Source organism: Salinicola sp. MH3R3-1 (genome assembly GCF_001937155.1).
GTDB classification, from domain to species: domain Bacteria; phylum Pseudomonadota; class Gammaproteobacteria; order Pseudomonadales; family Halomonadaceae; genus Salinicola; species Salinicola halophyticus.
In genome coordinates, this window is sequence record NZ_MSDP01000030.1 from 1 (window position 1) to 22,184 (window position 22,184).

Below are 22,184 nucleotides of genomic sequence, written 5' to 3' on the forward strand. Positions count from 1 at the left end.
CGCTGCCGCTGACACCACGTCCAGCCTGGTTCGCTCCCTTCAGAAGGAATTCGGCGGCTTGGCAAGTACGGTCCTGACCGTTAGCCAGGTGCGCGAGGCGCTGGCAGGCAAAGCCACTGACGCCGAGATCACCAAGCTCGTCGAGACGCTGGACGCGAACGGCGATGGCCTCATCACACTCGCAGAGGCACAGCGTGAGGCGACTGCGGGACTTCCTGGGGCAATCGCGGCGTCTTTGGCACCTCTGTTCGATTCGATTGATCTGAACCTGGATGGCGTTATCACGTTCGACGAGATGCGCCGAGCGCTATCCGGCATCGCATCAGACGACCAGCTCCGCCAGATATTCCGCACGCTGGACGTGAACGGCGATGGACAGATCACGCGTCTCGAGGCGCTTCGCCAGTCCACCGACCGGACAGGCGATAACACCGGCGACATTTCAGGGCTGACGGACAGAACGCTGGGCCAGTTAGCGAGCATGGATAAACACGTTCGCTACGATTGGCGCGAAGGCATCACTCGGCGCCAACGCCTCACTGACATTGCCAACGTCGTCGAGAGCCATCTGGATGATCGCTGGTACGGCTGGCAGCAGTCCGACAACAATCACCTCACCAAAGCCTGGCGAGAAGCGATCAGCATCAGGACGCAGACGACCCGCGTCGCTGAGTTCATGAAGAAGATCTACGAGTCGCCTTACACCAAGTTTGCAAAAGGTGGTGCGTTCACGAACTCGGTGGTTTCCACTCCGACGACTTTCGACATGGGGCTAATGGGCGAAGCCGGACCCGAGGCGATCATGCCGCTGTCTCGGGGCTCCGACGGCTCTCTTGGCGTGCGGCTCGACATGCCGCCGCTGCCGGTGGCCACTGGTGGCAATAACAACGCCCAGGTCGAACAGCTACTGCGACGGCTGGCGCAGCTTACTCAGGAGAACACCGAGCTGTTGAAGCGCCTGGATGCACATGGCGCTGCGGGGGTTCGGGTCGCTCAGACCGGGCATCAGCGGTCTATTCAGCAGCTTGAGCGCATCGCAGGCTCCAACGAAAGCATGGATGACCGCGAGCGTCTGGGAGCACTGTCATGACCTGGCTTCTGACGATCGAAGCTCGCGATCCCGAGAACCGGCCGTGTGTGTTGAGGTTCTCCGATGGCGCGTACGACGCCCCGGACGACACGCTCTATTTGCCACGCATCAAGCAGCCGGGGCTGTATCAGTCCGGGCTCTATGCCGGCGAAGTCGTCAGCGTGGAGCGCTCCGGCGTCGGTGAAACGACGCTGATCAATGCAGATGGCGGCCTGAACTACCTCGCCGATTACGCCGTCGATGGCCGGGCAGTCGTACTGTCACTGGCAACGGATGCGGGCGTTCGTGAGATCCTGCGGGGCACGGCCTCCGGCCTCTCTTACACGCGTAACGAGGTCACGCTGCAGCTGCGCGATCCGCAGGCGTTGATCAAACGGCCGCATCCGCACCAAACCTATGCCGGCACCAACTCGCTGCCACATGGGCTCGAGGGCACCAAGGACGACATCCAGGGCCAGCCCAAGCCTCGCGTTTACGGTGACATTCGTAATGCCAAGCCGGTGCTGGTCAATACGTCCCTGCTTATCTACCAGATCGGCAGCCGCGCCGACTGCACGATTGACGCGGTCTACGACAACGGCGCCCCAATCGACGCAGGCGCACCCTATGCATCCATTGCCGATTTACAGGCCACTGCGCCAGCGGCGGGCGAATCCCGGCGCTATCAGGGGTTCGTCCGCCTGGGCTCGTCGCCCGTTGGCACGCTCACCTGCGATGCGAGAACGGCCCGCGTTCAACTCGGCGACGTGATCGCGATGCTTTGCGACGAAGTCGCTATCCCGTGCGATGTCGCAGCGTTGGCGAACGTCGGCGCGGTGGGCCTCTACGTTACCGATGCTAGCGATACGGCCTCGCTGCTGGACCGACTAGTCGCCGCCGGCGCGTGGTGGCGCATTGATGCCGGCGGCGTGATACGTGCCGCGATGCTGGTGATGCCAGATAGCGCGCCAACACCGATTCACGACCACGAGATCGTCTCGATCGACCGCAAGGCAACTGGTGCCGGCGACGTCGGCTTGCCCGTCTGGCGTGTCACCGTCCGCGCGGATCGTCTCGAGACGACCCTATCGGACACCGCCGGATCGGTCGATGATGACCGCCGCGCCCGCCTGGGCCGTGAGTACCGAGATGCGATCGCCGAGCGGCCCGACGTGCTCGAGCGCCATCCTCTCGCGGGTGAACTGACGATCACGTCGACGCTGCGGGATCTCGACGACGCACAGGCGCTCGCGGAGTCGATTCTGGATCTCGTCAGCGTGCGCCGAGACCGCGTGACGATCGAGGGTCGTATCACCCGGCACCGTCTTGAGATCGGTGCCGGCGTCGAGATCATCACGCCGCGCCTCGGCTATGCAGCCGGCCGGCGGGTGATCGTCATCGGACAGCAAATCAACGCGCGCAACGGGCGCCTTACATTGGAGCTATGGGGCTGATGGCACTGGATCCCGATCGCATCACGCTTTGCTGGCCCAACGTCATCGACACCGCGACGCTTTCCGGCGGCGCGTGGCTCGACAGCCTTCCGCTGGAGCTGGTGCAGGACGAGATACTCGCGGTGCGCTGCAAAAGCGCAGACGCGGCCCCCGCCTCGACCTGGTTCGATATCACGCTCGACAAGCCACGCCCGGTCCAGTGCCTGGCGCTCCCCGCGCACTCGATGTCCGCAACGGCGCGCTATCGGGTCCGTATCTATGGCGACGCCGCCCAGCAGTTCCTGCTTTGGGACAGCGCCTGGCAGACCGTCTGGCCGCAGCTGTTCGCGACCAGCGAGCTGGAGTGGGAATACGACAACTTTTGGTTCGGCACTATCAGCGAGGACGACCGCGCCCTCTATACACCGCTGCTGACCGTTTTCGCCGATGACGTTCAGCTCGCGCAGAGCGTACGCGTCGAGATCGACGACGTCGGCAACTCGGAAGGCGCAGTGAGACTGGGTCGTGTGTTCCTGTCCGACGCCTGGCAGCCCAAGTTCAACGTCTCTCATGGCGTCCAACATGGCTTCGACAGCGCGACCACGTTCGAGGAAGCCGGTGACCGCACCGAGTACGCGGACATCAAGCGCCAACGACGCACCGCGAGTTTCAGCCTGGACTGGCTAAGCGAGGAGGAAGCGTACCAGCGCATCTACTCCCTGCAGCGCGTGCTGGGCACCCATGGCGAGCTGCTCTATGCGTTCAACCTCGCCTCTCGCCCAGAGTCGTTCGCACGGACGTTCCTCGCTCGACAGCAGCAGCTCGACGCGCTCAGCCAGCCATACGCCAACACACATACCAACAAAGTTAACCTGCTGGAGATCCTCTGATGGCAGAAGTCACGTTTCCCGAAGAGCTAGGCGGTGACGGCTTGGTCGTCAGCGGCGATGCCAATCCCGCTACAGGTTTGGGCGCCGGTGGCCACCGTGTGAGGCTGGTACCCGCGTTCCAGGGTGTCGTCGCCATGGCCCGCACGGCGGTCGAAAAAGCGGCGCTGGCGAAAGAGCTTGCCGAGGCGGCAGCGGCTGATCGAAAGCAGACTGGGCTCGACCGTGTCGCTACCGGTCAGAACCTCGATGCCACGGCCGCCGACCGTGAGCAAACCGGATTGGATCGCCAGGCGACCGCCGGCAATGCAGCGGCCACCAAGGCAGACCGGGAGCAGACCGCCCTCGACCGAACGGCCACCGGCGAGAATGCTCAAACAACGGCCGCCGATCGTAAGCAAACGGGACTTGATCGAACTGAGACTGTCCAGAACGCCGAAGCGAGTTCTGCCGACCGGAAGCAGACCGCTCTCGATCGCATAGCGGCTGGTGAAAATGCAGAGGAGACTAATGCCGATCGCCAGCAAACCGGGCGGGATCGTGAGGCATCTGCCGGCTCCGCCAGAGCAGCCGCTGCCATCGTCGACATGCTGCAAACCGCCTTTCGTGGCCAACGAGTTGGGATCGAGATCATCGCGCATCGTGGGTTCAGAGGTGTGTCGATTCAGAACACGTTGCTGGCGCTGACCACCTGCATCGATGGTGGCGCCGACTCTCTCGAATTTGACGTTCAGATGACTATGGATGGTGTGCCAGTACTGTTTCACGACAACGAGATGTCAGCGTTGACGTCCGGCGCCGGTTCTATTGCGGAACACACTTGGGATTGGATCAGGGGCAAACGATATCTTCTGGCTGACGATACCGCTTATGACGGCGTAGGCATCCCCGCGCTGGCCGAGGTGTTGGCGTACATCCAGCACACACAGTGCCGGTTTTATCCCGAGATCAAGAACTATCGGACGCCCGCTGATATCGATGCCTACGTCTCAGCCATTCAAGAGGCGGGATTGTCGGCCCTCTGTTGCTGGCAGTCGTTCATACCCAGCGATCTCGAGCGCGTGCGCGAGTTGGATGCGAGCTGTGAGGTGGGCTTTTTGTCTTCCAGTGCCGATCAAGCCTCGCTCGAAGCGCTGGCGGATCAGGCCAGCCAACACCTACCCGCGAGCCTCCTGCTCAAGACAACTAGTGTCAGCACTCAGCCCGGCATCGTGGGGTACGCCCGTGCGCGCGGCGTCGACGTGGGAGTGTGGACCGTCGATATGCGGGCACAGCGGCAGCAAATGGAACGGCTAGGCGTCACGCGCCTGATGTGCGACTTGAACGTGAGGGGGTGACATGGGAATTCAAGGCAACGACTGGATGCAGTGGGAGTATTACAACGACTCTCTGACCGCAAAGATGGCCGTCAACCAGTACGGCGTTCGGAGAATCGAGAAGCCGAATGACGATGGTTCCGTCAACGGGCGCCTCTACCCTCGCGTCCTGGCCGGCGACGATGTCCTATTCACCATCGAGGCACGGTTGATCGAGGGCGATCCGGAAGCGAGCACTTGTCCCGCTATCGCTATCGATTATCCAGAGACGGCGAATCCTGTCGTAGAAGTGAAGATCGATAGCAGTAGCTGGAAGCAGTACCAGCTGCGTTACACGGTGCCGTTCGATGCTATCGATGGGCAGAAGCTTCCGATCTCCGCTGGCGTCTATAACGGGCGTGTCGGCACCGTCGAGTTCAAGAACCCCAGGTTGCGAATCCAGAACGGGCAGTCCCACCAGGTGCATGGGATCGGCATCCAAGCTCACAACACGCTCGGGCGTGGGTTCGAGGCAATCCCTCTCAAGGCCTTTAAGGGTGACGAGGCTTTGCTGCTGGGGAAGTGGGAAGACTCTCTCTTTCGGATGGTGGGATCGATGCGCGCCGCGCGTACCAACACTTCGAATGTAGGGGAGCGGTTTGGTGGCCATGACTTGATGACGACGGCGGATGCCTACGGTAACGACCGCAGTGTGATCTATTCGAGCTTTGGAGCCGGCTACAGTGAACCGGGCTTTTTCTATCGCGCAACTTACGATGGTGAAACGTACCTGGTGCTCGCCAACACATCCGGAGATCTCTGGAGTGATGCCTCGCCTCGGTTCTGGGGCTACCACCAGAACCTAGTCAACCAGGTGGTCAGTCAGGCCGATCTATCGGACTTAACGCCCACCGAAGATTTGACCTATGGCTATGAGCGAAATCGTTTCAACGGCGCTCCAGTCTACTCGGGGCGCAACGCGTTGGACTCGATCAGCTTTGACGCTAACGGCAACCCGGCTGGCGGCATTTTGGAAAGCAGCAAGGCTGGGAACGGCTACTACCGGATAACCGCAGATGGTACGGGCGAAGCGCACATCAACGGGTTGCAAATTCCTCTCAATGATTCCCCGTCGGGGTTCGTCATTTCGCTGCCGATAGCATTCAAGGAGATCCATGGCTTGAGTGTGACGACGAACAGCGAGGTTGACCTTTGGGACGATCGCAGCGATCGCTTCCGGTTCTGGCCCAACGGCCGAGGCACCACTGGATCGTCAATTCAGACTGTTATCGCGTCCGCTCAGGGCACGTCCTACCTGGGCAAGCGCGGCGGCATCAATGTCACAGTGGTTGGAGTGGCCGACGTATGAAATTGATTCTAGAACCTACCCGATCGCGCCACGCCGTGACCTATACCGCCGATGGCGACACCGTCACAGCGACGGTCAATGGAGTCGTCGAGGTGTTCGATTTCAGTGGCTCTGAAGATGGCGATTATCGCATCGAGCCGCCTGAATCCGGCGATCTACCTATTGCAACGGTGAGCCGCGCGAGCCGGATAGATGGCGTGCTGACGGTTTATGCCACGCATCACTTCGGCGCGCCCCCGGTGCGAGCGTTGATTGGCACCGGCGACGAGGCAGTGCTCGAACCCGAGGCCGAATACGCAGAACGGTTGGCAGCTTACGAAGCTGGCAAGCAAGTGAGAGAGGTCGAGTTATGACAGCCCAACGAGTTTCCTTTATCCCCGCCCCCTCGAACGCGGATCAGCTGGCGGTATCGCAGTCCCGCGCTCTGGCGTTACTCAACACAGCGTATGAGGCAGCGGCGCGTCCGCTGCTTCGCGAGTACCCCGAGATCGAACGACTTAGCTGGGGCACGCAACAGACCGAAGCCACGGCCTATCGGGCATGGCTCAAGACCGGCAGCGAGAGCGATGCGCCTGCAACCCCGGCGCTCTGCGCAATCCTGCGCGGGCGTAACGGCGCGTCCGGTACCGAGACACTAAGCGGGCTTGTCACCGCCGTTCTGGCGCGGGCCGAGGCATTCATCCAGTGGCAGGAGTTCACGGGTATTCGCCAGCGTGGCGAATGGGCCATTCAGGATGCTCAGACACCGGCAGCGGCGCTGGCAGTGACGTGGGAAAGTCTAACGACAGAGTAGTCAGTCAAAATATTTCGAGGAAAAGAGGAAAAGTGCCAAAAACGGCGCTAAAACGCGCCGAGTCGTCTCACGACCCGCGATAGGCTTTGCTCTATCGCCGGGGCGGACAGAGAGGAGCGACCGACGGTGGGTGCTGGAACACCCGCCGACGATCCCAACAGCAGTCCAAGCCTGCGTGTCGGCCAAGGCTCCCCGCATCGCGCGATGCACGGCGGAGTCTAGGCGAAACGTTAGAACGTTAGAAGGCCTGGACAATGGAGACGATCCGCTGCGGCGGTTGTAACCGGCTGCTGGCTAGAGCCAGTCGCTACGACACCATCGAAATCAAATGTCCGCGCTGCGGGCGACTCAATACTCAGAGAGCCACGAGCTCCAACTTTAAGGAGACCACTCGTGGCTCAACCGATAATCCCCTGGATGGGCGGCAAGCGCAGGCTGGCCGATAGAATCTTTCCGCTGATGCCAGCACACGAGTGCTACGTCGAGCCGTTCGCCGGCGGCGCGGCCCTTTTCTTCCTGCGCGCACAACCCGCGCAGGTCGAAGTGCTGAATGACATCAACGGTGACCTAGTGAACCTCTACCGGGTCGTACAGAACCACTTGGAAGAATTCGTGAGGCAGTTCAAGTGGGCACTCTCGAGCAGGCAAGTATTCGAGTGGCTGAAGCTGACACGCGTCGAAACACTCACCGACATCCAGCGCGCCGCTAGGTTCTACTACCTCCAGCAGAACGCCTTCGGCGCCCGTATCGAGGGGCAGACGTTCGGTACCGCGACGACGACACCACCCGGCCTCAACCTGCTGCGACTGGAGGAATCGCTGTCAGCCGCGCACCTGCGGCTGGCCAGCACCTACATCGAGCACCTGAGCTGGCAAGACTGCATCGCTCGCTACGACCGCGCCCACACGCTGTTCTATCTCGACCCGCCGTACTGGCAGACCGAGGGCTATGGCGTTCCGTTTGGCATCGAAGAATACGAGCAGATGGCCGATATCATCGGTAGGCTGAAAGGCAAAGCCATCATCAGCCTTAACGACCATCCCGACATCCGGCACGTCTTCGCCGGGTACCATATCGAGAGCACCGACATTCGCTACACCGTCGGCGGCGGTAAGGGCCAGGACGCCCGTGAAGTGCTGATATTCAGTTGGGATGTAGAGGCCGAGCCGGCGGGGCTGTTCTAGGGCAACAATGACTGCCGATCGAACGAGGGCTATGCGGCCATTACGGAAGCTCTAGGTAATGTCGCTCACTGTCACGGTTCGCACCAGGAACACCGGCAGTGCAAAAACACTGCCGGCCTATAGCATTTAGACTCCTTTCCACCCTCTAACAGCGACGAGATCGCCCTGAAATTCGTAACCCGGTTTGGTATTGCGCTCTACCACTCCCTCGGAAATAGCTTGGTTCATAAATGGTTGAGCTTGCTCATAATTTGGTACATGTAAGCGTTTGATCATTTCCAGCACCTCCTCCGGGTCCCGGAACTCACTATCAGATAGCTTTTGTAGCAGGTCCATCAATCCGTCGGGAGTCGCAAAAAAATCAAGCCCCAAGTCAGAAATCATATTCCCATCCTGCCGGTACACTTGATCACTGTCGTACTGGCAACCACGACTACGAGGCGAAGCAGGTCGGTCGTGAACAAGACGAAGGGAATGCGAGGGCGCGCTTTCGCCATCAGGGAGCACCTGGTGCAGCCATTCTACCCATCCGTCCTCAGCTACGTTTATGAGTCCACCGCAGGAGTCACAAGTCCAAGTCATAACAGTCCCACCCTATCTCTAAGTTGAGGTGATAGCCCATCAAGCATTGAGGTTACACTTTGGCAACAAAGATATGGGTGTGTCCAGTACCCTTGGAGAGCTGGCAGCAATCAGGGCATTGCGGTGCTGCAAAGAGCTGTCTCTGACGTTGCGGAGGTCGAGGCCAAGGTCCGTCGGCACTGCTACCTACGATTGTGCGACGTTAGGTATGGTAAGAAGTGGACGCGGGCTGATGAAACCAGGGGATGAGAGATGGTGGAGATAGGTGCAGCACTGACAGCGCTTCGCACGGCTTACGACACAGCTAGAGCCGCTAAAGACGTCAACGATGCAGCAGCTTTGAACGCAGCGGTCAGCGACATCATGGAACGGCTGACCTCAGCACAGTTCACCCTTACGGAAGTGCTTCAGGAGCATCATGCCCTGCTGGATCAAGTGAGGCAGCTAAGGGAGGCTCAGGCCAGAGAGGCGCGGTTTGATCGCTATCACCTCGAGCAAACAAGGCGAGGCTATTTCGTTCTCAGGCTCGATGAACGTCAGGCAGGGCCCTATGAGCCCAACCATGCAATATGCCCAAGATGTAAAGAGGACGGGAAACTAGCGGTGATGATGGAGAACGACGAAGTACTTGAGTGCATCACTTGCAGGTATTCGGCGTGGAAAGAATATCCTGACCCTATCGTCGGCTAACCTGGGGTGGTGCCAAATGGACCGCTAAAGTGCCCTGCTCCAAGACTTAGGCACGGTGCCAAATCCGGCGCGCTTCAGTGCCAAATGCGCCGCGCGGCTACACTATCAGGCGCGGCAGAAAATCTTGAGGCATGGGGCAATATGGACACTTAACGGACACGCACAAAAAAACCGCCAAATTGGCGGTCTCTTGTAAGGCCAAAAAAGCCTTTTAAATCAATCTCTAAGCTCTGGTGCCGACACCAGGAGTCGAACCCGGGACCTACTGATTACAAGTCAGTTGCGGCCTCTAAGTCGGCTGGAATAGCACAGTTGCCACGCGCTACGAAGAATGTCTGTGCCCAAGCGTGCAAGGAGACACGAATCTGCCTTCACTCTATTGCACTACATTGGCGCTTAGAATCATGGCTGTCGGCCCAGCGGATGTCAACTTTCTCATGTACATCCGCTTCCCTCACGCCTGGCAGGGAGCTACAGCCCCCTGCCAAGAGGATCTCATCAGACGGGGGGCCTCGCATTCAGCGCGCGACGCATTGCCTCGACGTCAGGATGGACGTACTCCATCGTGGTTCGAATATCGGTGTGATTGAGGATGTTCTGGGTGAGATGAATGTTCCTCTCGGGGCTATCCATGAGGCTGGTCCCGAGGAAGTGCCGGAAACGGTGAGGAGACATTTTGTATCCGGCCAGCTCGGACAATGACTGGAAGAAACGCTCTACCTGCCATGTATCCATGGTAGTCCGCTTATGCCTTTGGCTGAAGCGGTTGACGTTGAACAGTTGGTCTCTACGTTTAAACCCAGCACTGTGTGCGGCAACTATCAGCTCGTAGAGGTGAGGATAAAGGCCATCAGGTATTGGCAGGATTGTTTCGGTATGAGTTTTAGAGCCCACAGCAGAAGCTCTAAACACCCGCTTTTTCAAATTTATGTCACCCGCCTCTATGTGGAGGAGCTGATTCAGGCGAATTCCCGTATAAAAAAAGGTTTCCATCAGCCCCAGCCAGAACCAAGCTGGATGGATCTTGGAACACTCGTCGTAGCAAGATTCAAAGCGCCTGCATACGCTCAGCACTTCCCGCGCATACCGTATTTGAATTGGCTGAAGTGATTTTTTTGGCTGCTTCGGCTGTTTTACTGATACTTCCTTAAAGGGGTTGCTGACACTGGCTATCAGCTCGTGCTTGATCCCAAAGCTGTAGAGTGCTTTGAGGTGTCTGGCGTAATTATTCCAGCTGGACTCGGCAATGCCCTCAGGTTTAGCCTGGGTCCGTATAATCGATACCCGCCATGCAATGACCATCTCCCTGGATACCATGCTGGGATAAGCTTGGTATCCAAGGTATCGCCGAAAGAGGCGCACTACCCCAGAATAGGTGCTCACACTCTTGGGGCGCAGATGCTTGTCTGCAGAGTACCGACTTACCAGCTCCATGAATGACACGTCATTCATCCGTTTCGTCCTTCTTCTTTTGGGATTTTAAAAGAGTCAATACCCAATTATCGGGAGGTATCCGTTGACTCAACTCTCGCGGATCCTTGATCAAGTACCCCTTCAGCTGTCGGGTCTTGTTCGGCCCCTCGACGGAAACGTTATGAATATTTTGCCCCTGAGTTCTGATGTGCAACCCCAGCTTCTGAAAGCGTTTTTGAACCGCTTTCCATTGATCTTCCTCGCCCAGCACCTTGATGCTAAAACGTTTGAATATACCGGGGCTGACCAAGAAATAGGTTCCTTCCACTGTATGGATAGGCGCCTTAGTGTCATTGATGACGATAGAGTGATCCGCAACTCCCATCTTCAACCACTGCCAGAACCGCTTACCGAGATCCGAATTATTGTTAACGTCTTGAGTGCTCGACTTTGGTCGAGAATCGTCATTTTTAGCAGATACAGATGCATCTAGCTCGGATGAGTTGGCTGGTTCAGGCGTACCAGCAATCTGAACCTTCTCTGACTCTTGCATATCTTCGGCACTTATCTCTGGGAAAAGCGCCATGACGTCGTCGTCCAGCGTGTCACTGCTTGGGCTAACCTTAGAGAGCGGTTTAGCCGGTGCTTCAGGCTCATTAGAGGTGGTCGACAGCTCTTCAGGCTGCATCTTCGGCTCAGGCGCTCCCTCCCCTTTGATCGTCAGCTTGCCCCTGAATGACTCCGGCTTACCCTCTACCCCCCAGATCAAGGTCGAGGGCACCTTGATCATGTTGAAAGACTGCTTCCACTCGCCATCTACGATGTCGCACTTCCAGACCGATTTCCCTTCGCTGACCTCTTCGATCAACCCATGCGCCTGAAGCTCGCCGTAAAGCCTGTTCAGATCTCCCGGAATGCTTTTGATGCCCTGTGCGTATAAATGCGTCTTCAGTTCATTGACCGCTTTCGGCGACACCAGCCACAGAGCCTCTTCTGTCAGCCAGCCAGTTCCTCCTTTCTGATTGAGCTTGAACTGCTCCCTGACCAAATACCGCAGCCCCTCGGCCAACTTTCTCTGAATGGACTCCATGGGCGCTGACAGGGCCTGTACCGGGTCACCGCCCAACGCCTTGGCGACGCTCGCACGATCCGCCTGATGGATCAGCTCTGCGATGATCCCTCCTTGCTCGGTATGCCCGGTGATGGTGTACATGAACAGTGAAAAGAGCTTGGGTTGGGTCATCATCCAGTCAAGAACTTTTGCTCCGAGGACTTGCTCGCCTAGCAATGGGTTAACTGCAGTATGCAGGTGATATTCTCGTCCAGATCGATAGCGAACTCGGTAAGGAGCAGGGATCGCGCCATGCCATAGCCGCCACTCGTTTCCATCCTCAAGATGAATCTCGATGTCAACCAGCGTCTTGGCGACGTCGTGCATGAGCGCCCCGTAGATAACGGCTGCACTCCACAACTCACCAGCGGAGCTTTGGTCTTCCGGCTTTGCGCCAGATGGGAGGAGGTGACGCTGCCTCAGTCTCAATCCGTAGCAAGCCATCTCGAGGGCATGATCGAGCATGCCGCCCGGGTAAGCATGGTGATGGGACTCTGACGCTGGAAGGAGCTGCACTAACTCAGCATAACGACGGATCGGTGCGAGCAGATACTCGTCGAATACAAACTGGGTCAACGACGTCATGTCCCAGAGCATCTTTACCATCCGCTGACGACGCGGGGTCTCGAGCAGCGCCCTACCAGAAAGCGGTACCGTGAAACCGTCTGACAGCTTGGCTTTCTGGCCGGATCGCGAGAATAAGGGTCGTAGCATTGATGATTCCTGTCGTGCTGCGCGAGCAATAGATGTGACAGGGAGCAGGTGATGGGGGAAAGCGGAAACGTTAAATGGATTTGAGAATCTTCCACTTCGACGGTCGAGCGATCGTGCCAAATGAATTTGACCTATTTCCAGTATTTGCGCTTAGATCCTAGGCACTCACTGTCGCCTCCCCTCCTCAGGGTCGACCCAGGTTGACGACCGCCGTCGCCGCCGCTGGTCGGCCCTGCCCAGGCCATCGCACGGCTAGCGAAATTCGGTCTGTTGCGGAGTCTGCATCCGATCGTGTCCGCGCGCTTCGCGACGCTTCTACGTCCCCTCGGCGCGGCACTGCTTGGCTTCTTCGGACTGCCCGCGGCAGGCTTCGCCATTCTCCACGGCGCAGGCAACGGCCTGATGACGATCGCCTCGGGCACGCTGCCGTTGGCACTGTTCGGTTCGCGAGGCTACGGACGACGCCAGGGTCTGATCATCGCTCCGGCGCGTGTCGCCCAGGCGACCTCGCCGCTGACCTTTGGCCTGCTCATCGACCAGTTTGGCGCCGGGGCCCTGGTGCTGACCTCACTCCTCATGCTGTTCGCGCTGCTGGCCTTGCTGGCCATTCGCCCCGGTGGCGAGCCTGTCCATGAGACTCCCGCCGACTGACACACGAGGCAGTCAATATCGCGCCGGCTACTCTGGCGCGTTGCGCTGCTGCGGATCGCGAGTGAAATCGCCGACCAGCTCGTGGGGATCGACATTCTGGCGATGCCCGCCAGCGGCGTCGGCCCACCAGCGCAGTTGCGTGGTGCCACGCTGCAGATAGGTCTCCCAGCGTTCGGCCCCATCCTCCTTGCGATACCGCCCGTCTTCATCCAGCACCTCCGCTGCATGCGGCACATGGATCATCGCCGAGACAGGCAGGCAACCGAGCTCGGACAGAAAGGTGCGCATGCCCACGGCGGCACGAACTCCGCCCCACTGGCCCGCCGAGTAGGTCACGATCAGGCTCGGCTTGTAGGCGTATAGCGAACTGCCGAAGTGGTTGAGCAAGTGCGCCAGCGCCGGGCTCAGGCTGTGGTTGTATTCCGGGCTCACCATCACATAGGCGTCGGCAGCGCGAATTTTGTCGGCCAGCGCATCGAGCGCCTGGGGCACGTGGTTGGCCGCATAGGCAAAATGCGGTTTGAACACTTGACCGAAATCGTAATCCAGCGGGTCGATCAGCTCGATGTCACCGTCCGGATAGTCCGCCTCGAGATGGGCTCGCAGCGCTTCGGCGACCCGAGCGCCCAACCGTGGCGGTTTCGGCGGCAGGCTCTTTCTCGTCGAGCCCAGCACGATCAATATTTTCACGTCGTCTCCTTTGGCAGCGCTGCCCAGACGATTCAGGCCGCCGGCAACATCGGCAGCCACAACGCCAGCGCCACGAGGGTCGCCAATAATACCGGCGGCGTGATCAATAGACCGATCTTCATGTACTGCCCCCAGCCGATCTTGTAGCCCTTGCCGGCCAGCACGTGAAGCCACAGAAGCGTTGCCAGGCTACCGATCGGGGTGAATTTCGGCCCCAGGTCGTTACCGATCACGTTGGCGTAGACCATCAGTTCCTGTGTCACCGCCGGTACCTGCGCCTGATCGATCGCCAGCGCCCCGACCAGCGTCGAGGGCAGGTTGTTCATCACCGAGGCGACGATGGCGGAGAGGAAGCCGGTACCGATCGTGGCGACGAAATCGCCCTGCTGCGCCAGCCACTGCAGCGCTCGGGCACCGTAGTCGGTCAACCCGGCATTGCCTAGCCCGTAGACCACCAGATACATGCCGATGGAAAACAGCACGATCTGCCAGGGCGCGCCCTTCAGCGCCGCAGTCACAGAGACAACGGCGTCTCTGCCGCCCCGCCACCAGCGCCCGGCGATCGCCATCAGCACGATCGCCGCCGCGCCGGTCACGAAGGCGATGGGAATGCCCAGCGGCGCCGTAACGAAGTAGGCCACCAGCAGCACGGCCAGCAGCGGAAATGCGGTCCGAAATATCAGCGAATCCTTGATCGCCGAGGATGGCGCATCGAGCTCTTCGATCGAATAGCGCTTGGGGATCCGCCGGCCGAACGCGATCCAGAGCACGGCCAGCGTGGTCGCCAGCGAGACCAGATTGACCGGGACCATGACTGCGGCATAGCGATCGAAGCCGATATCGAAGTAGTTGGCACTGACGATATTGACCAGATTGGAGATGATCAGCGGCAGGCTGGTGGTATCGGCGACGAACCCGGTAGCAATGATGAATGCCAGCGCCGCCGGCGGAGAGAAATCCAGGCGCAGCAGAATCGCGATCACGATCGGCGTCAGCAGCAGCGCGGCACCATCGTTGGCGAAAAACGCCGCGATGAATGCACCCAGTACCACGACCAGCGGAAACAGCAGATGCCCTCTGCCGTTGCCCCACCGCGCGACATGCAATGCCGCCCAGGCGAAGAACCCAGCCTCATCCAGGATCAGCGAGATAATGATCAAGGCGACGAAGGTGAACGTCGCGTCCCAGACGATATCCCATACCACACCGACGTCCGTCCAATGCACCACGCCCACGAGCAGCGCCATTAGCGCCCCGCCCAGCGCGCTCCAACCAATCCCCAAGCCCTTGGGCTGCCAGATCACCAGAACCAGGGTGACGATGAAAATAGCCAGTGCCAGCATCGAATGTCCCTGCGTTCAGTGAGTACTTTTTAGTGAGTGCTTTGATTGACACGCCGAGAGAGGGCTTCCGCACTCTCGACACGCTCGGAATAGCGATCGGTGAGATAGGCCGAGCGCCCCCGCGTCAGCCAGGTAAACTTCACGAGCTCCTCGCAGACATCGACGATGCGCATATAGAGCGGCGAGGGTTTCATGCGTCCGGCGTCGTCGAACTCGTTGAACGCCTTGGGCACGGAGGACTGGTTGGGAATCGTGATCATCCGCATCCATCGGCCGAGGATCCGCAACTGATTGACGGCATTGAAGCTCTGGCTGCCGCCGGAGACCTCCAACACCGCCAACGTCTTGCCCTGGGTGGGGCGAACGCCGCCCAGCGACAGCGGGATCCAGTCGATCTGAGCCTTCATGACCCCGGTCATGGCGCCGTGGCGTTCCGGGCTGACCCACAGCATGCCGTCGGACCACTCGGCGAGATCACGCAGCTCCTGCACTTTGGGATGTTCCGCCTCGGCGTCGTCCGGCAGCGGCAACCCAGAGGGATTGAAGGTGCGCACCTCGCAGCCGTACCAACGCAGCAGCCGGCCGGCTTCTTCGGAAGCCAGCCGCGAGAAGGCGCGTTCGCGCAGCGAGCCGTAGAGCACCAGAATCTTCGGCGGGTGGCGTGGCGCATCGGCGCCGACCAGCGCTTCGACATCGATCGGCTGTAGCTTGCTCGGGTCGATATTGGGTAGATCTTCGAACTGCTTATCGAAACCGCTGAGCTCACTCATTGCCCGCCCCATCGGCGCGCACGACTTCGCCATCTTCCTTGGTGAAGGCGGCAACCGGATTGGCCAGCAGTGCCAGCACCCGCTCCGAGGGCCGACACAGGCGGGCGCCCTTGGCGGTGACCACGATCGGCCGATTGATCAAGATCGGGTGCGCCATCATCGCATCGATCAATTGATCATCGCTCAGGATAGGATCATCGAGGCCGAGCTCCTCGAACGGCGTTCCCTTGCGACGCAGCAACTCGCGCGGGGTGATCCCCATCATCGAGATCAGTTCGACCAGACGCTCGCGAGTGGGCGGCGTCTTCAGGTATTCGATCACGTCCGGCGTCTCGCCGGAGGCTTCGATCATCGCCAGCGTGTTGCGCGACGTGCCGCAGGCGGGATTGTGATAGATCAGAGGCTGCATGACGGTCTCACTCCTTGTCATCGGAACATTCACCCAGCGCCGTCAGAAACGGCTCGCAAACCTCCGGATGCCCGGCGCAGCAGTCACGCACCAGGAACTGGATCGTCTCTCTCATGTGCGAAAGGTCGGCGCGATAAATGATCGACCGGCTCTGCCGTTGGGAAATGACCCAACCGGCCCGCGCCAGCACCGAAAGATGCGCCGACAGGGTGTTATGGGGTACACCAAGCTGACGCGCGATCTCGCCGGCGGGAAGCCCGTCGGGCTCATGACGCACGAGCAGCCGGTAAGCCTCGAGGCGCGTCTCCTGGGATAGCGCAGCAAAACTGGTGATGACACTATTCGTTTCCATATGTCCAGAATATAAGACATATGGAAATACAGCAACGCCGTCAGGCAGAAATCGAAGGGAGTGGTTCCCAGGAGAGCCACGCACTGCACCGGACTCAGCCGTTGCTTTCGTTCAACTGACCGAAATAGACGGGCCGGCAAATACAGAAGACGGGTGCACCGATTGCCTCGACGGCGGTGACGAAGCGCTCCGCCGTTTTCTCGTCCACCGCGTACATGAGCTCGATGGGCTGGTCAGCCAGTTGGAGCCAATCTGCAACACCTCTACGACGTAGCCCTACTCTGCGGTATTGGCTTCACCATGAGCTTATTCATTGGCAATCTCGCTTTCCCAGACGATGCAATGCTCGTGGATGAATTGAAGATTGGCATTTTGATCGGTTCAACCCCCAACGGCATAGTGGGCTAACTGGTGCTGCCTCGAGCCAGATAATCCAAAAAGGGGCGGCCTCAACGGAGGCCGACATCCTGCTAGGCTGAATGCTCAGAGAACTCGAAAGCGGCCTCTGACAAAGCCAAATACCTTCTTACCGAGCTGACCACCCACTACCTCAATAGAATCTCCTCGTTGGCGGTTATCCCGTTTTCGTCTGCGATCAGCAGGTAGACTGTTATACTCTCCCCTAGTATATATACTACCCTCCTGTATAGTTTCAGTTTCTAAAGAGACAGCCACATGCACACCATCAAAGACAAAGCGAAGCTGTTAACCCGCGTTCGACGCATTCAGGGACAGGCGGCCGCACTTGAAAGGCAGCTTGACCAGGAAGGCGACTGTACTGCAGTGCTGCAACAGATCGCTGCGATTCGCGGGGCGGTGAATGGGTTGATGGCCGCCGTCATGGAGGGGCACCTGACTGATCACGTCGTCAGGGAGCCCGAACTGGCGCAGCGGCAACAAGACTTGGACGCGGTACTACAGGTCATCAAGTCCTACCTCAAGTAGGACATAAAGAAACCCGGCACACAGAAGGCCACAAAAACGAGTAGCGTACTGAAACGCCCCTATGACACGACGACTAATTTCGAGCGCCAAAAAATGGGCGCACGCGATCAAGCGTGATGTACATGCGGTCTGGTTAGCCGCACGCGACCCGCGGACACCGTGGTTCGCCAAGGTGCTTGCGCTGATTGTGGCGGCCTATGCCGTCTCGCCGATCGACTTGATCCCTGACTTCATTCCCGTGCTTGGTTACGTCGATGACATCATCGTCGTGCCACTCGGCATCATGCTGGTCGTGAGGCTCATCCCGCCGGAGGTAATGAACGAGCATCGAGAAACGGCTGCCAATGCGACCGTGCATCCGGCAAGCCGCATGGCTGCGGGCGTGTTTATCGCCATTTGGATCGTCTGCGCCATCCTCCTGGTCAGATTGTTCCTCTGAATATTTCAAAGCATGGCCAGGCGGGCAGATACAACCGGCTTCTACATATCGTGCTGATTACGACACCTAATCAACCTGGAGCAATACAGAATGCACCATCACCAACTCGAAGCCTGGCAACACACTCATGTTTTCGGTCAAGATCGAAAACGATCCGGCGAAACACGTTCTCTCATCATAGTTGGATTGACGCTCACTATGATGGTCTGGGAGATTCTGGCCGGTGTCCTATACGGTTCGATGGCCCTCCTGGCCGATGGCCTGCACATGGGCTCTCATGCGGTCGCTCTGGGTATTGCGGCCTTCGCCTATGTCTATGCTCGCCGAAACGCAGGCAATTCGCAGTTCTCATTTGGCACCGGAAAGGTCAATGCATTAGGCGGGTTCACCGGCGCGGTCCTGCTGGCAGGTTTCGCACTGTACATGGTGATCGAAAGCATCGATCGCTTCATCCACCCCGTCGCAATTTCGTTCAATGGGGCTATTTTCGTCGCCGTGATCGGCTTGATCGTCAATGGGTTATCGGCCTGGATACTGGGCGGAGAAGACCACGACCATGGACACGGACACGGACACGGACACGGACACGGACACGGACACGGACACGGACATCATGACCATAACCATAGAGCTGCCTACTTCCACGTACTTGCCGATGCTTTGACCTCACTGCTGGCGATTGCCGCGCTGTTGGCCGGTAAGTATGCGGGCTGGAACTGGATGGACCCGATCATGGGTATCGTCGGCGCAGCACTTATCACCCGCTGGTCATGGCATCTGTTGAAGGACACCTCCCGCGTGCTGCTCGATCATCAGCGCAGCGACTTGGAGCACGACGTCAAACAATCCATTGAGACTGACGATGCCCTTATCTGCGACCTGCATCTCTGGGCCATTGGTCCGGATATTCACGCCGCCATCGTCTCGATCGTTTCGCATGACCCGGAGTCGCCTGAAGTCTATAAACAACGTATACAAACTCGATGTCCGTCGTTGGTGCACGTTACCGTCGAGACGCAGCGCTGTGTCACTGATCCGGAGAAACCGATGCTGGGGCAAGGTTAGCCAGCTAAGCGCGACAGAGACATGGTAATCGGTCTTGGTACGGGCGAGAATTAGTTTTGCATGCAACTCGGTCTCGCCCCGTCTTCCCTCAATTATGGAGGCATTATTTTCAGTGCCTCAAGCCGCCACAGTCTTTCATAGGGACACTCAGTAGTCTGGGCAAAATATAAACAATGAAATCGAATAAGATGGGGATTCTGACCTTCTGTAATATCTACGGACCAAGCATTCCGAACACCTAAAATTACGGAGCGATAGTTCCTGTCAAATACAAGTCTGTCTGACCTGCCAAAACGTGGCTACAAAAACAGTGGCCTCATTAAAAATAATATCTATTTAATATAGAGTCATCCTAGATAGCCTAGTACAGGAAACGCTGCCAGGAGCCAGTAGGACAATGCGGTCAGCTGACCGGTAACCATTAGCACGCCCATACCTACCATTATGAGACCAGCTACGATATGCATGGGTCGCCCCCAGCGGCGCAAGAGTTTCTGATGCTGAAGGAATCGGTCGAGCGAGATGGCCGTGAGAAGAAATGGAATGCCAAGGCCCAGCGAATAGACCGCAAGTAATGCCAGGCCACTAGAGACATTGGCTGTCGAGGCACTAACAGTCAGAATGGCGCCCAGGATCGGGCCGATACAGGGCGTCCAACCAAAAGCGAACGCGACGCCTAACAAATAAGCCACGCTGGGCCCGTCACCTTCATCCTTGAACTTTCCTATGAAACGCCACTCCCGTTGCAGCCACGGCATCGTGAATATGCCTGTCATGAAAATCCCAAACAGAATAACGATGACGCCACCTATCAGGTTCGCTTCCTGACGGTAGATCAGCAGGAAACGGCCGATGGCTGTGGCGCTGGCTCCAAGAATCAGAAATATCGTGGAGAACCCGAGCACGAACCAGAGTGATTGGGTGATCACCCTGAGTCGTTCGCGACGGCTCGCCTGCTGAATCTGACCCAGCGAGCGACCAGCTACAAAGGAGAGATAGCCGGGCACCAGAGGTAGAACACAGGGAGAGACGAAAGAGATGAGGCCCGCTAGAAACGCCGTTAGCAGGCCGATGTTGGCGATTTCGAGCATGTTTCAGGTGCGCGCTAAAACGTTCTCTAGGTGGTAGAGGGGGGTATGTCAGCGTGGGCCTGCTGTGTCATCGTCTCACTTTGGCTGGCAGACTCGTCTTTCTTGCCCTTCTTGCAGTGCATCAAACACATCGCTCCACACATGAGCAGACATGGCAAGAGTGCCACCAGTATCGGTGCAATGCCGAGTATGACCAGTTGATCCCAGCCCATGGCGAGGCTACCTGTAACAATTACGGCACCCAAGATCCATAAGCGGCGCGGGCCTGACATCAGGCTTTTGAATCCGGACGGTTCTTGACCTCGATTAGATTTGTTGTCACCACAGCAGCTCATAGAGATACCTCTGTCGAATGTCCAATGGTTTCTTCAAGAAACGCGGTCATTTCCGGGGTGTCCCATTCTGTCGCACCCACGAGGCGCCCGATCTCGTCTCCACGGGAATCGATCAGTAACGTCGTTGGAACTCCCAGAGCACCAAGCTTGGTTCCGGCCATGCCAGTGGTATCAATATACTGGCGGAGGTGTTCTATACCCACATCCGTATAAAAATCCTGCACGGCCTCGACTCCCCTGCGATCGATCGATAGCGCGACGACCTCGAACGCTTTCCCGCCCAGCGAGGCCTGTAGCGCATCCAGGGCGGGCATTTCCTCACGGCAGGGACCGCACCATGTCGCCCAGATATTCAGCAGTACCATCTGGCCCTGGAAATCGGCAAGAGTCAGTGGCTCTCCCTTACCATCCTCGAAAGCTAGCTCCGGCAGATCGCGGGGGCTTTCCCAGAGCATGACCCCCTGCGGACCGATGCCTTCCGGCGGACTGGCAGGAGCGACTGAAGCCAAGACCATCAGGCATGCAAACGCCACGCCCCGTTTGATAGTGACCAGTGTCATAATTGTCCAATACTGGCATTAGTAAGTAGCGTAAACTTCAGGCGAATCGGTTGGCTGAAGGGTTAAGGTATAGACTTCGATAGGGTCTTGCTTTTCTCTGCCCATACCTGGCGATCCTAGTGGCATACCGGGTACGCTCAAACCTTTTATAGAGGGCTTGTCTTCCAACACCTGCTTGATGCTTTCGGCATCAACATGGCCTTCGAAGATATAGTCACCGATCAGCGTAGAGTGACACCCATAAAGCTTTTTAGGAACGTCATGTTCTGCCTTGATTTTCGCTAAGTCATTAGTATCGATGACCTCTACATCAAACCCATTGGCTTCCAAATATTCAGCATGTTCAGAGCAACACCCGCAATTAGGGTTCTTATAAAGCGTTGCTGTAGTTTCGGCAGCAAAACCTGAAATAGGGAAAGCAAGCAATGCAGTGAAAATTAGTTTCTTGAAGTATTTCATCGTTCCCTCTCTGGTGCCATATAGCTACTCAGCTAGACTTCGGTATCAATTAGCCAAGCTCGCAAAATTAGTGTGTGATTTTCACCAACTGTTTATCAAGCGCCTTCAACCTGCTTTTTTTGCATCATTTCCATCATGGCATTGCATTTTTCCATCATGGAACTCATCTGAGCGCCCATATTTTCATGCATGCCGCCGCCTTCATCCATCATGCTTCCTGGCATGTCATTGGCCTGCAACTTTCCGTTTCGCGCATTTTCTTGCGCGAAGAGAGAACCGGCACCAAAGGTACCCACAGTGATAATGGTAGCGGTGAGCATTATATTGCTGAACTTTCGCATGGTATTTTCCTCATGTCGGATCAGAAACTGAATTTACCTATTTGCTATCGCTTGGCACTGCACCGTACCTAGAGCTGTTAGAGCCTAGCTCCGCGCGATACTCGTTTACATCGCCAATAAAAGCATCTTAGGATCTGGACCTTACCCATAGGTCAAGAAACGAATAATCCGTCCAGCACCCATGCTCAGCAGC

The 22,184-nt window shown here is 58.0% G+C and carries 24 protein-coding genes and 2 pseudogenes; 14 read left to right on the forward strand and 12 right to left on the reverse strand.

All coding sequences use genetic code 11. The annotated features are described in order from the left end of the window. Window positions 1-88: 88 nt before the first annotated feature. The 8 genes from BTW08_RS15915 to BTW08_RS15960 all read left to right on the forward strand — a co-directional run bounded on the left by BTW08_RS15915 (window position 89) and on the right by BTW08_RS15960 (window position 8,031). Window positions 89-1,090 carry an EF-hand domain-containing protein gene (locus tag BTW08_RS15915; RefSeq protein WP_168170676.1) on the forward strand — a complete coding sequence of 334 codons (1,002 nt, stop codon included), beginning with the start codon at window positions 89-91 and terminating at the stop codon, window positions 1,088-1,090. Continuing rightward, window positions 1,087-2,523: a hypothetical protein gene (locus tag BTW08_RS15920; RefSeq protein WP_075563513.1), complete on the forward strand. Its 1,437-nt coding sequence runs from the start codon at window positions 1,087-1,089 to the stop codon at window positions 2,521-2,523. The genes BTW08_RS15915 and BTW08_RS15920 overlap by 4 nt, the downstream gene beginning before the upstream one ends. Beyond that, complete coding sequence (locus BTW08_RS15925) at window positions 2,523-3,392, forward strand: hypothetical protein (protein WP_075563582.1); 870 nt, start codon at window positions 2,523-2,525, stop codon at window positions 3,390-3,392. The genes BTW08_RS15920 and BTW08_RS15925 overlap by 1 nt, the downstream gene beginning before the upstream one ends. Then, window positions 3,392-4,726, forward strand: a complete 1,335-nt coding sequence (locus BTW08_RS18840; RefSeq protein WP_083627928.1) for a glycerophosphodiester phosphodiesterase — start codon at window positions 3,392-3,394, stop codon at window positions 4,724-4,726. The genes BTW08_RS15925 and BTW08_RS18840 overlap by 1 nt, the downstream gene beginning before the upstream one ends. Before the next feature lies 1 nt (window position 4,727). Then, window positions 4,728-6,053 (forward strand): hypothetical protein, encoded by a 1,326-nt coding sequence (locus tag BTW08_RS15940; protein ID WP_075563516.1) that lies wholly within the window; start codon window positions 4,728-4,730, stop codon window positions 6,051-6,053. A gap of 35 nt (window positions 6,054-6,088) precedes the next feature. Then, window positions 6,089-6,406, forward strand: coding sequence for a hypothetical protein (locus BTW08_RS15945; protein ID WP_139313693.1), 318 nt, complete (start codon window positions 6,089-6,091; stop codon window positions 6,404-6,406). Next, complete coding sequence (locus BTW08_RS15950; RefSeq protein WP_075563518.1) at window positions 6,403-6,846, forward strand: hypothetical protein; 444 nt, start codon at window positions 6,403-6,405, stop codon at window positions 6,844-6,846. Before BTW08_RS15945 ends, BTW08_RS15950 begins: the two co-directional genes overlap by 4 nt. A gap of 393 nt (window positions 6,847-7,239) precedes the next feature. After that, entirely contained in the window at window positions 7,240-8,031 is a 792-nt protein-coding gene (locus BTW08_RS15960) for a DNA adenine methylase (RefSeq protein ID WP_075563520.1), read from the forward strand. 126 nt (window positions 8,032-8,157) lie between these two features. Here BTW08_RS15960 and BTW08_RS15965 read toward each other — a convergent pair whose 3' ends face one another. Continuing rightward, window positions 8,158-8,415 carry a hypothetical protein gene (locus BTW08_RS15965; RefSeq protein WP_210403265.1) on the reverse strand — a complete coding sequence of 86 codons (258 nt, stop codon included), beginning with the start codon at window positions 8,413-8,415 and terminating at the stop codon, window positions 8,158-8,160. Window positions 8,416-8,865: 450 nt separating this feature from the next. On the opposite strand from BTW08_RS15965, the gene BTW08_RS15970 reads away from it, so the two are divergent. Beyond that, on the forward strand, window positions 8,866-9,303 hold the full coding sequence (locus BTW08_RS15970) for a hypothetical protein (RefSeq protein WP_075563522.1): 438 nt from the start codon (window positions 8,866-8,868) through the stop codon (window positions 9,301-9,303). A 498-nt stretch (window positions 9,304-9,801) separates the two neighbouring features. Here the strand turns inward: BTW08_RS15970 and BTW08_RS15980 are convergent, their stop codons facing one another. Both BTW08_RS15980 and mobH read right to left on the reverse strand, forming a co-directional pair. Continuing rightward, window positions 9,802-10,755, reverse strand: a complete 954-nt coding sequence (locus BTW08_RS15980; protein WP_075563523.1) for a site-specific integrase — start codon at window positions 10,753-10,755, stop codon at window positions 9,802-9,804. Next, window positions 10,748-12,541: a MobH family relaxase gene (mobH, locus tag BTW08_RS15985; protein WP_075563524.1), complete on the reverse strand. Its 1,794-nt coding sequence runs from the start codon at window positions 12,539-12,541 to the stop codon at window positions 10,748-10,750. Before mobH ends, BTW08_RS15980 begins: the two co-directional genes overlap by 8 nt. 291 nt (window positions 12,542-12,832) lie before the next feature. On the opposite strand from mobH, the gene BTW08_RS15990 reads away from it, so the two are divergent. Next, window positions 12,833-13,192, forward strand: coding sequence for a hypothetical protein (locus BTW08_RS15990; RefSeq protein ID WP_246837771.1), 360 nt, complete (start codon window positions 12,833-12,835; stop codon window positions 13,190-13,192). 27 nt (window positions 13,193-13,219) lie between these two features. Here BTW08_RS15990 and BTW08_RS15995 read toward each other — a convergent pair whose 3' ends face one another. Genes BTW08_RS15995 through BTW08_RS16015 form a run of 5 tightly spaced genes read right to left on the reverse strand, consistent with a single transcriptional unit; the run spans window position 13,220 to window position 16,756 of the window. Then, a complete protein-coding gene (locus tag BTW08_RS15995; protein ID WP_075563525.1) occupies window positions 13,220-13,882 on the reverse strand; it encodes an NAD(P)H-dependent oxidoreductase in 663 nt (220 codons plus the stop codon). Between the two features lie 32 nt (window positions 13,883-13,914). Then, window positions 13,915-15,225: an arsenic transporter gene (locus tag BTW08_RS16000; RefSeq protein ID WP_075563526.1), complete on the reverse strand. Its 1,311-nt coding sequence runs from the start codon at window positions 15,223-15,225 to the stop codon at window positions 13,915-13,917. Between the two features lie 29 nt (window positions 15,226-15,254). Continuing rightward, window positions 15,255-15,995 (reverse strand): arsenical resistance protein ArsH, encoded by a 741-nt coding sequence (gene arsH / locus BTW08_RS16005; RefSeq protein WP_083627929.1) that lies wholly within the window; start codon window positions 15,993-15,995, stop codon window positions 15,255-15,257. Then, window positions 15,988-16,404 (reverse strand): arsenate reductase (glutaredoxin), encoded by a 417-nt coding sequence (gene arsC, locus BTW08_RS16010; protein ID WP_075563528.1) that lies wholly within the window; start codon window positions 16,402-16,404, stop codon window positions 15,988-15,990. The genes arsH and arsC overlap by 8 nt, the downstream gene beginning before the upstream one ends. Before the next feature lie 7 nt (window positions 16,405-16,411). Then, window positions 16,412-16,756, reverse strand: coding sequence for a helix-turn-helix transcriptional regulator (locus BTW08_RS16015; protein ID WP_075563529.1), 345 nt, complete (start codon window positions 16,754-16,756; stop codon window positions 16,412-16,414). Between the two features lie 237 nt (window positions 16,757-16,993). Between BTW08_RS16015 and BTW08_RS16020 the strand changes: the two are divergent. From BTW08_RS16020 to dmeF, 4 genes and pseudogenes are all read left to right on the forward strand, one after another. Next, window positions 16,994-17,164, forward strand: a pseudogene (locus BTW08_RS16020) (Na+/H+ antiporter NhaA); the annotation flags it as partial. A 267-nt stretch (window positions 17,165-17,431) separates the two neighbouring features. Beyond that, complete coding sequence (locus BTW08_RS16025; protein WP_071231934.1) at window positions 17,432-17,701, forward strand: metal/formaldehyde-sensitive transcriptional repressor; 270 nt, start codon at window positions 17,432-17,434, stop codon at window positions 17,699-17,701. 70 nt (window positions 17,702-17,771) lie between these two features. Continuing rightward, window positions 17,772-18,080 (forward strand): annotated as a pseudogene (locus BTW08_RS16030) (YkvA family protein); the annotation flags it as partial. 150 nt (window positions 18,081-18,230) lie between these two features. After that, a complete protein-coding gene (gene dmeF / locus BTW08_RS16035; RefSeq protein WP_071231936.1) occupies window positions 18,231-19,205 on the forward strand; it encodes a CDF family Co(II)/Ni(II) efflux transporter DmeF in 975 nt (324 codons plus the stop codon). Window positions 19,206-19,552: 347 nt separating this feature from the next. Here dmeF and BTW08_RS16040 read toward each other — a convergent pair whose 3' ends face one another. The 4 genes from BTW08_RS16040 to BTW08_RS16060 form a co-directional block, all read right to left on the reverse strand. Continuing rightward, the gene (locus BTW08_RS16040; protein WP_071231937.1) at window positions 19,553-20,296 is read right to left on the reverse strand and encodes a cytochrome c biogenesis protein CcdA; all 744 of its coding nucleotides are present in this window, start codon (window positions 20,294-20,296) and stop codon (window positions 19,553-19,555) included. Window positions 20,297-20,627: 331 nt separating this feature from the next. Continuing rightward, complete coding sequence (locus BTW08_RS16050; RefSeq protein WP_071231939.1) at window positions 20,628-21,191, reverse strand: TlpA disulfide reductase family protein; 564 nt, start codon at window positions 21,189-21,191, stop codon at window positions 20,628-20,630. An 18-nt stretch (window positions 21,192-21,209) separates the two neighbouring features. Then, window positions 21,210-21,650 carry a DUF411 domain-containing protein gene (locus tag BTW08_RS16055; RefSeq protein WP_075563531.1) on the reverse strand — a complete coding sequence of 147 codons (441 nt, stop codon included), beginning with the start codon at window positions 21,648-21,650 and terminating at the stop codon, window positions 21,210-21,212. 95 nt (window positions 21,651-21,745) lie between these two features. Then, window positions 21,746-21,991: a hypothetical protein gene (locus BTW08_RS16060; RefSeq protein WP_071231941.1), complete on the reverse strand. Its 246-nt coding sequence runs from the start codon at window positions 21,989-21,991 to the stop codon at window positions 21,746-21,748. Window positions 21,992-22,184 lie beyond the last annotated feature (193 nt).

Coding starts and splice junctions, on each gene's coding strand:
- BTW08_RS15950 (WP_075563518.1), top strand. CDS start 6,403: ATGACAGCCCAACGAGTTTCCTTTATCCCCGCCCCCTCGAACGCGGAT.
- BTW08_RS15965 (WP_210403265.1), bottom strand. CDS start 8,415: ATGATTTCTGACTTGGGGCTTGATTTTTTTGCGACTCCCGACGGATTG.
- arsC (WP_075563528.1), bottom strand. CDS start 16,404: ATGCAGCCTCTGATCTATCACAATCCCGCCTGCGGCACGTCGCGCAAC.
- arsH (WP_083627929.1), bottom strand. CDS start 15,995: ATGAGTGAGCTCAGCGGTTTCGATAAGCAGTTCGAAGATCTACCCAAT.
- BTW08_RS16000 (WP_075563526.1), bottom strand. CDS start 15,225: ATGCTGGCACTGGCTATTTTCATCGTCACCCTGGTTCTGGTGATCTGG.
- BTW08_RS16025 (WP_071231934.1), top strand. CDS start 17,432: ATGCACACCATCAAAGACAAAGCGAAGCTGTTAACCCGCGTTCGACGC.
- dmeF (WP_071231936.1), top strand. CDS start 18,231: ATGCACCATCACCAACTCGAAGCCTGGCAACACACTCATGTTTTCGGT.
- BTW08_RS16050 (WP_071231939.1), bottom strand. CDS start 21,191: ATGACACTGGTCACTATCAAACGGGGCGTGGCGTTTGCATGCCTGATG.
- mobH (WP_075563524.1), bottom strand. CDS start 12,541: ATGCTACGACCCTTATTCTCGCGATCCGGCCAGAAAGCCAAGCTGTCA.
- BTW08_RS16040 (WP_071231937.1), bottom strand. CDS start 20,296: ATGCTCGAAATCGCCAACATCGGCCTGCTAACGGCGTTTCTAGCGGGC.
- BTW08_RS15970 (WP_075563522.1), top strand. CDS start 8,866: ATGGTGGAGATAGGTGCAGCACTGACAGCGCTTCGCACGGCTTACGAC.
- BTW08_RS15940 (WP_075563516.1), top strand. CDS start 4,728: ATGGGAATTCAAGGCAACGACTGGATGCAGTGGGAGTATTACAACGAC.
- BTW08_RS15920 (WP_075563513.1), top strand. CDS start 1,087: ATGACCTGGCTTCTGACGATCGAAGCTCGCGATCCCGAGAACCGGCCG.
- BTW08_RS15925 (WP_075563582.1), top strand. CDS start 2,523: ATGGCACTGGATCCCGATCGCATCACGCTTTGCTGGCCCAACGTCATC.
- BTW08_RS16060 (WP_071231941.1), bottom strand. CDS start 21,991: ATGCGAAAGTTCAGCAATATAATGCTCACCGCTACCATTATCACTGTG.
- BTW08_RS15980 (WP_075563523.1), bottom strand. CDS start 10,755: ATGAATGACGTGTCATTCATGGAGCTGGTAAGTCGGTACTCTGCAGAC.
- BTW08_RS16015 (WP_075563529.1), bottom strand. CDS start 16,756: ATGGAAACGAATAGTGTCATCACCAGTTTTGCTGCGCTATCCCAGGAG.
- BTW08_RS16055 (WP_075563531.1), bottom strand. CDS start 21,650: ATGAAATACTTCAAGAAACTAATTTTCACTGCATTGCTTGCTTTCCCT.
- BTW08_RS18840 (WP_083627928.1), top strand. CDS start 3,392: ATGGCAGAAGTCACGTTTCCCGAAGAGCTAGGCGGTGACGGCTTGGTC.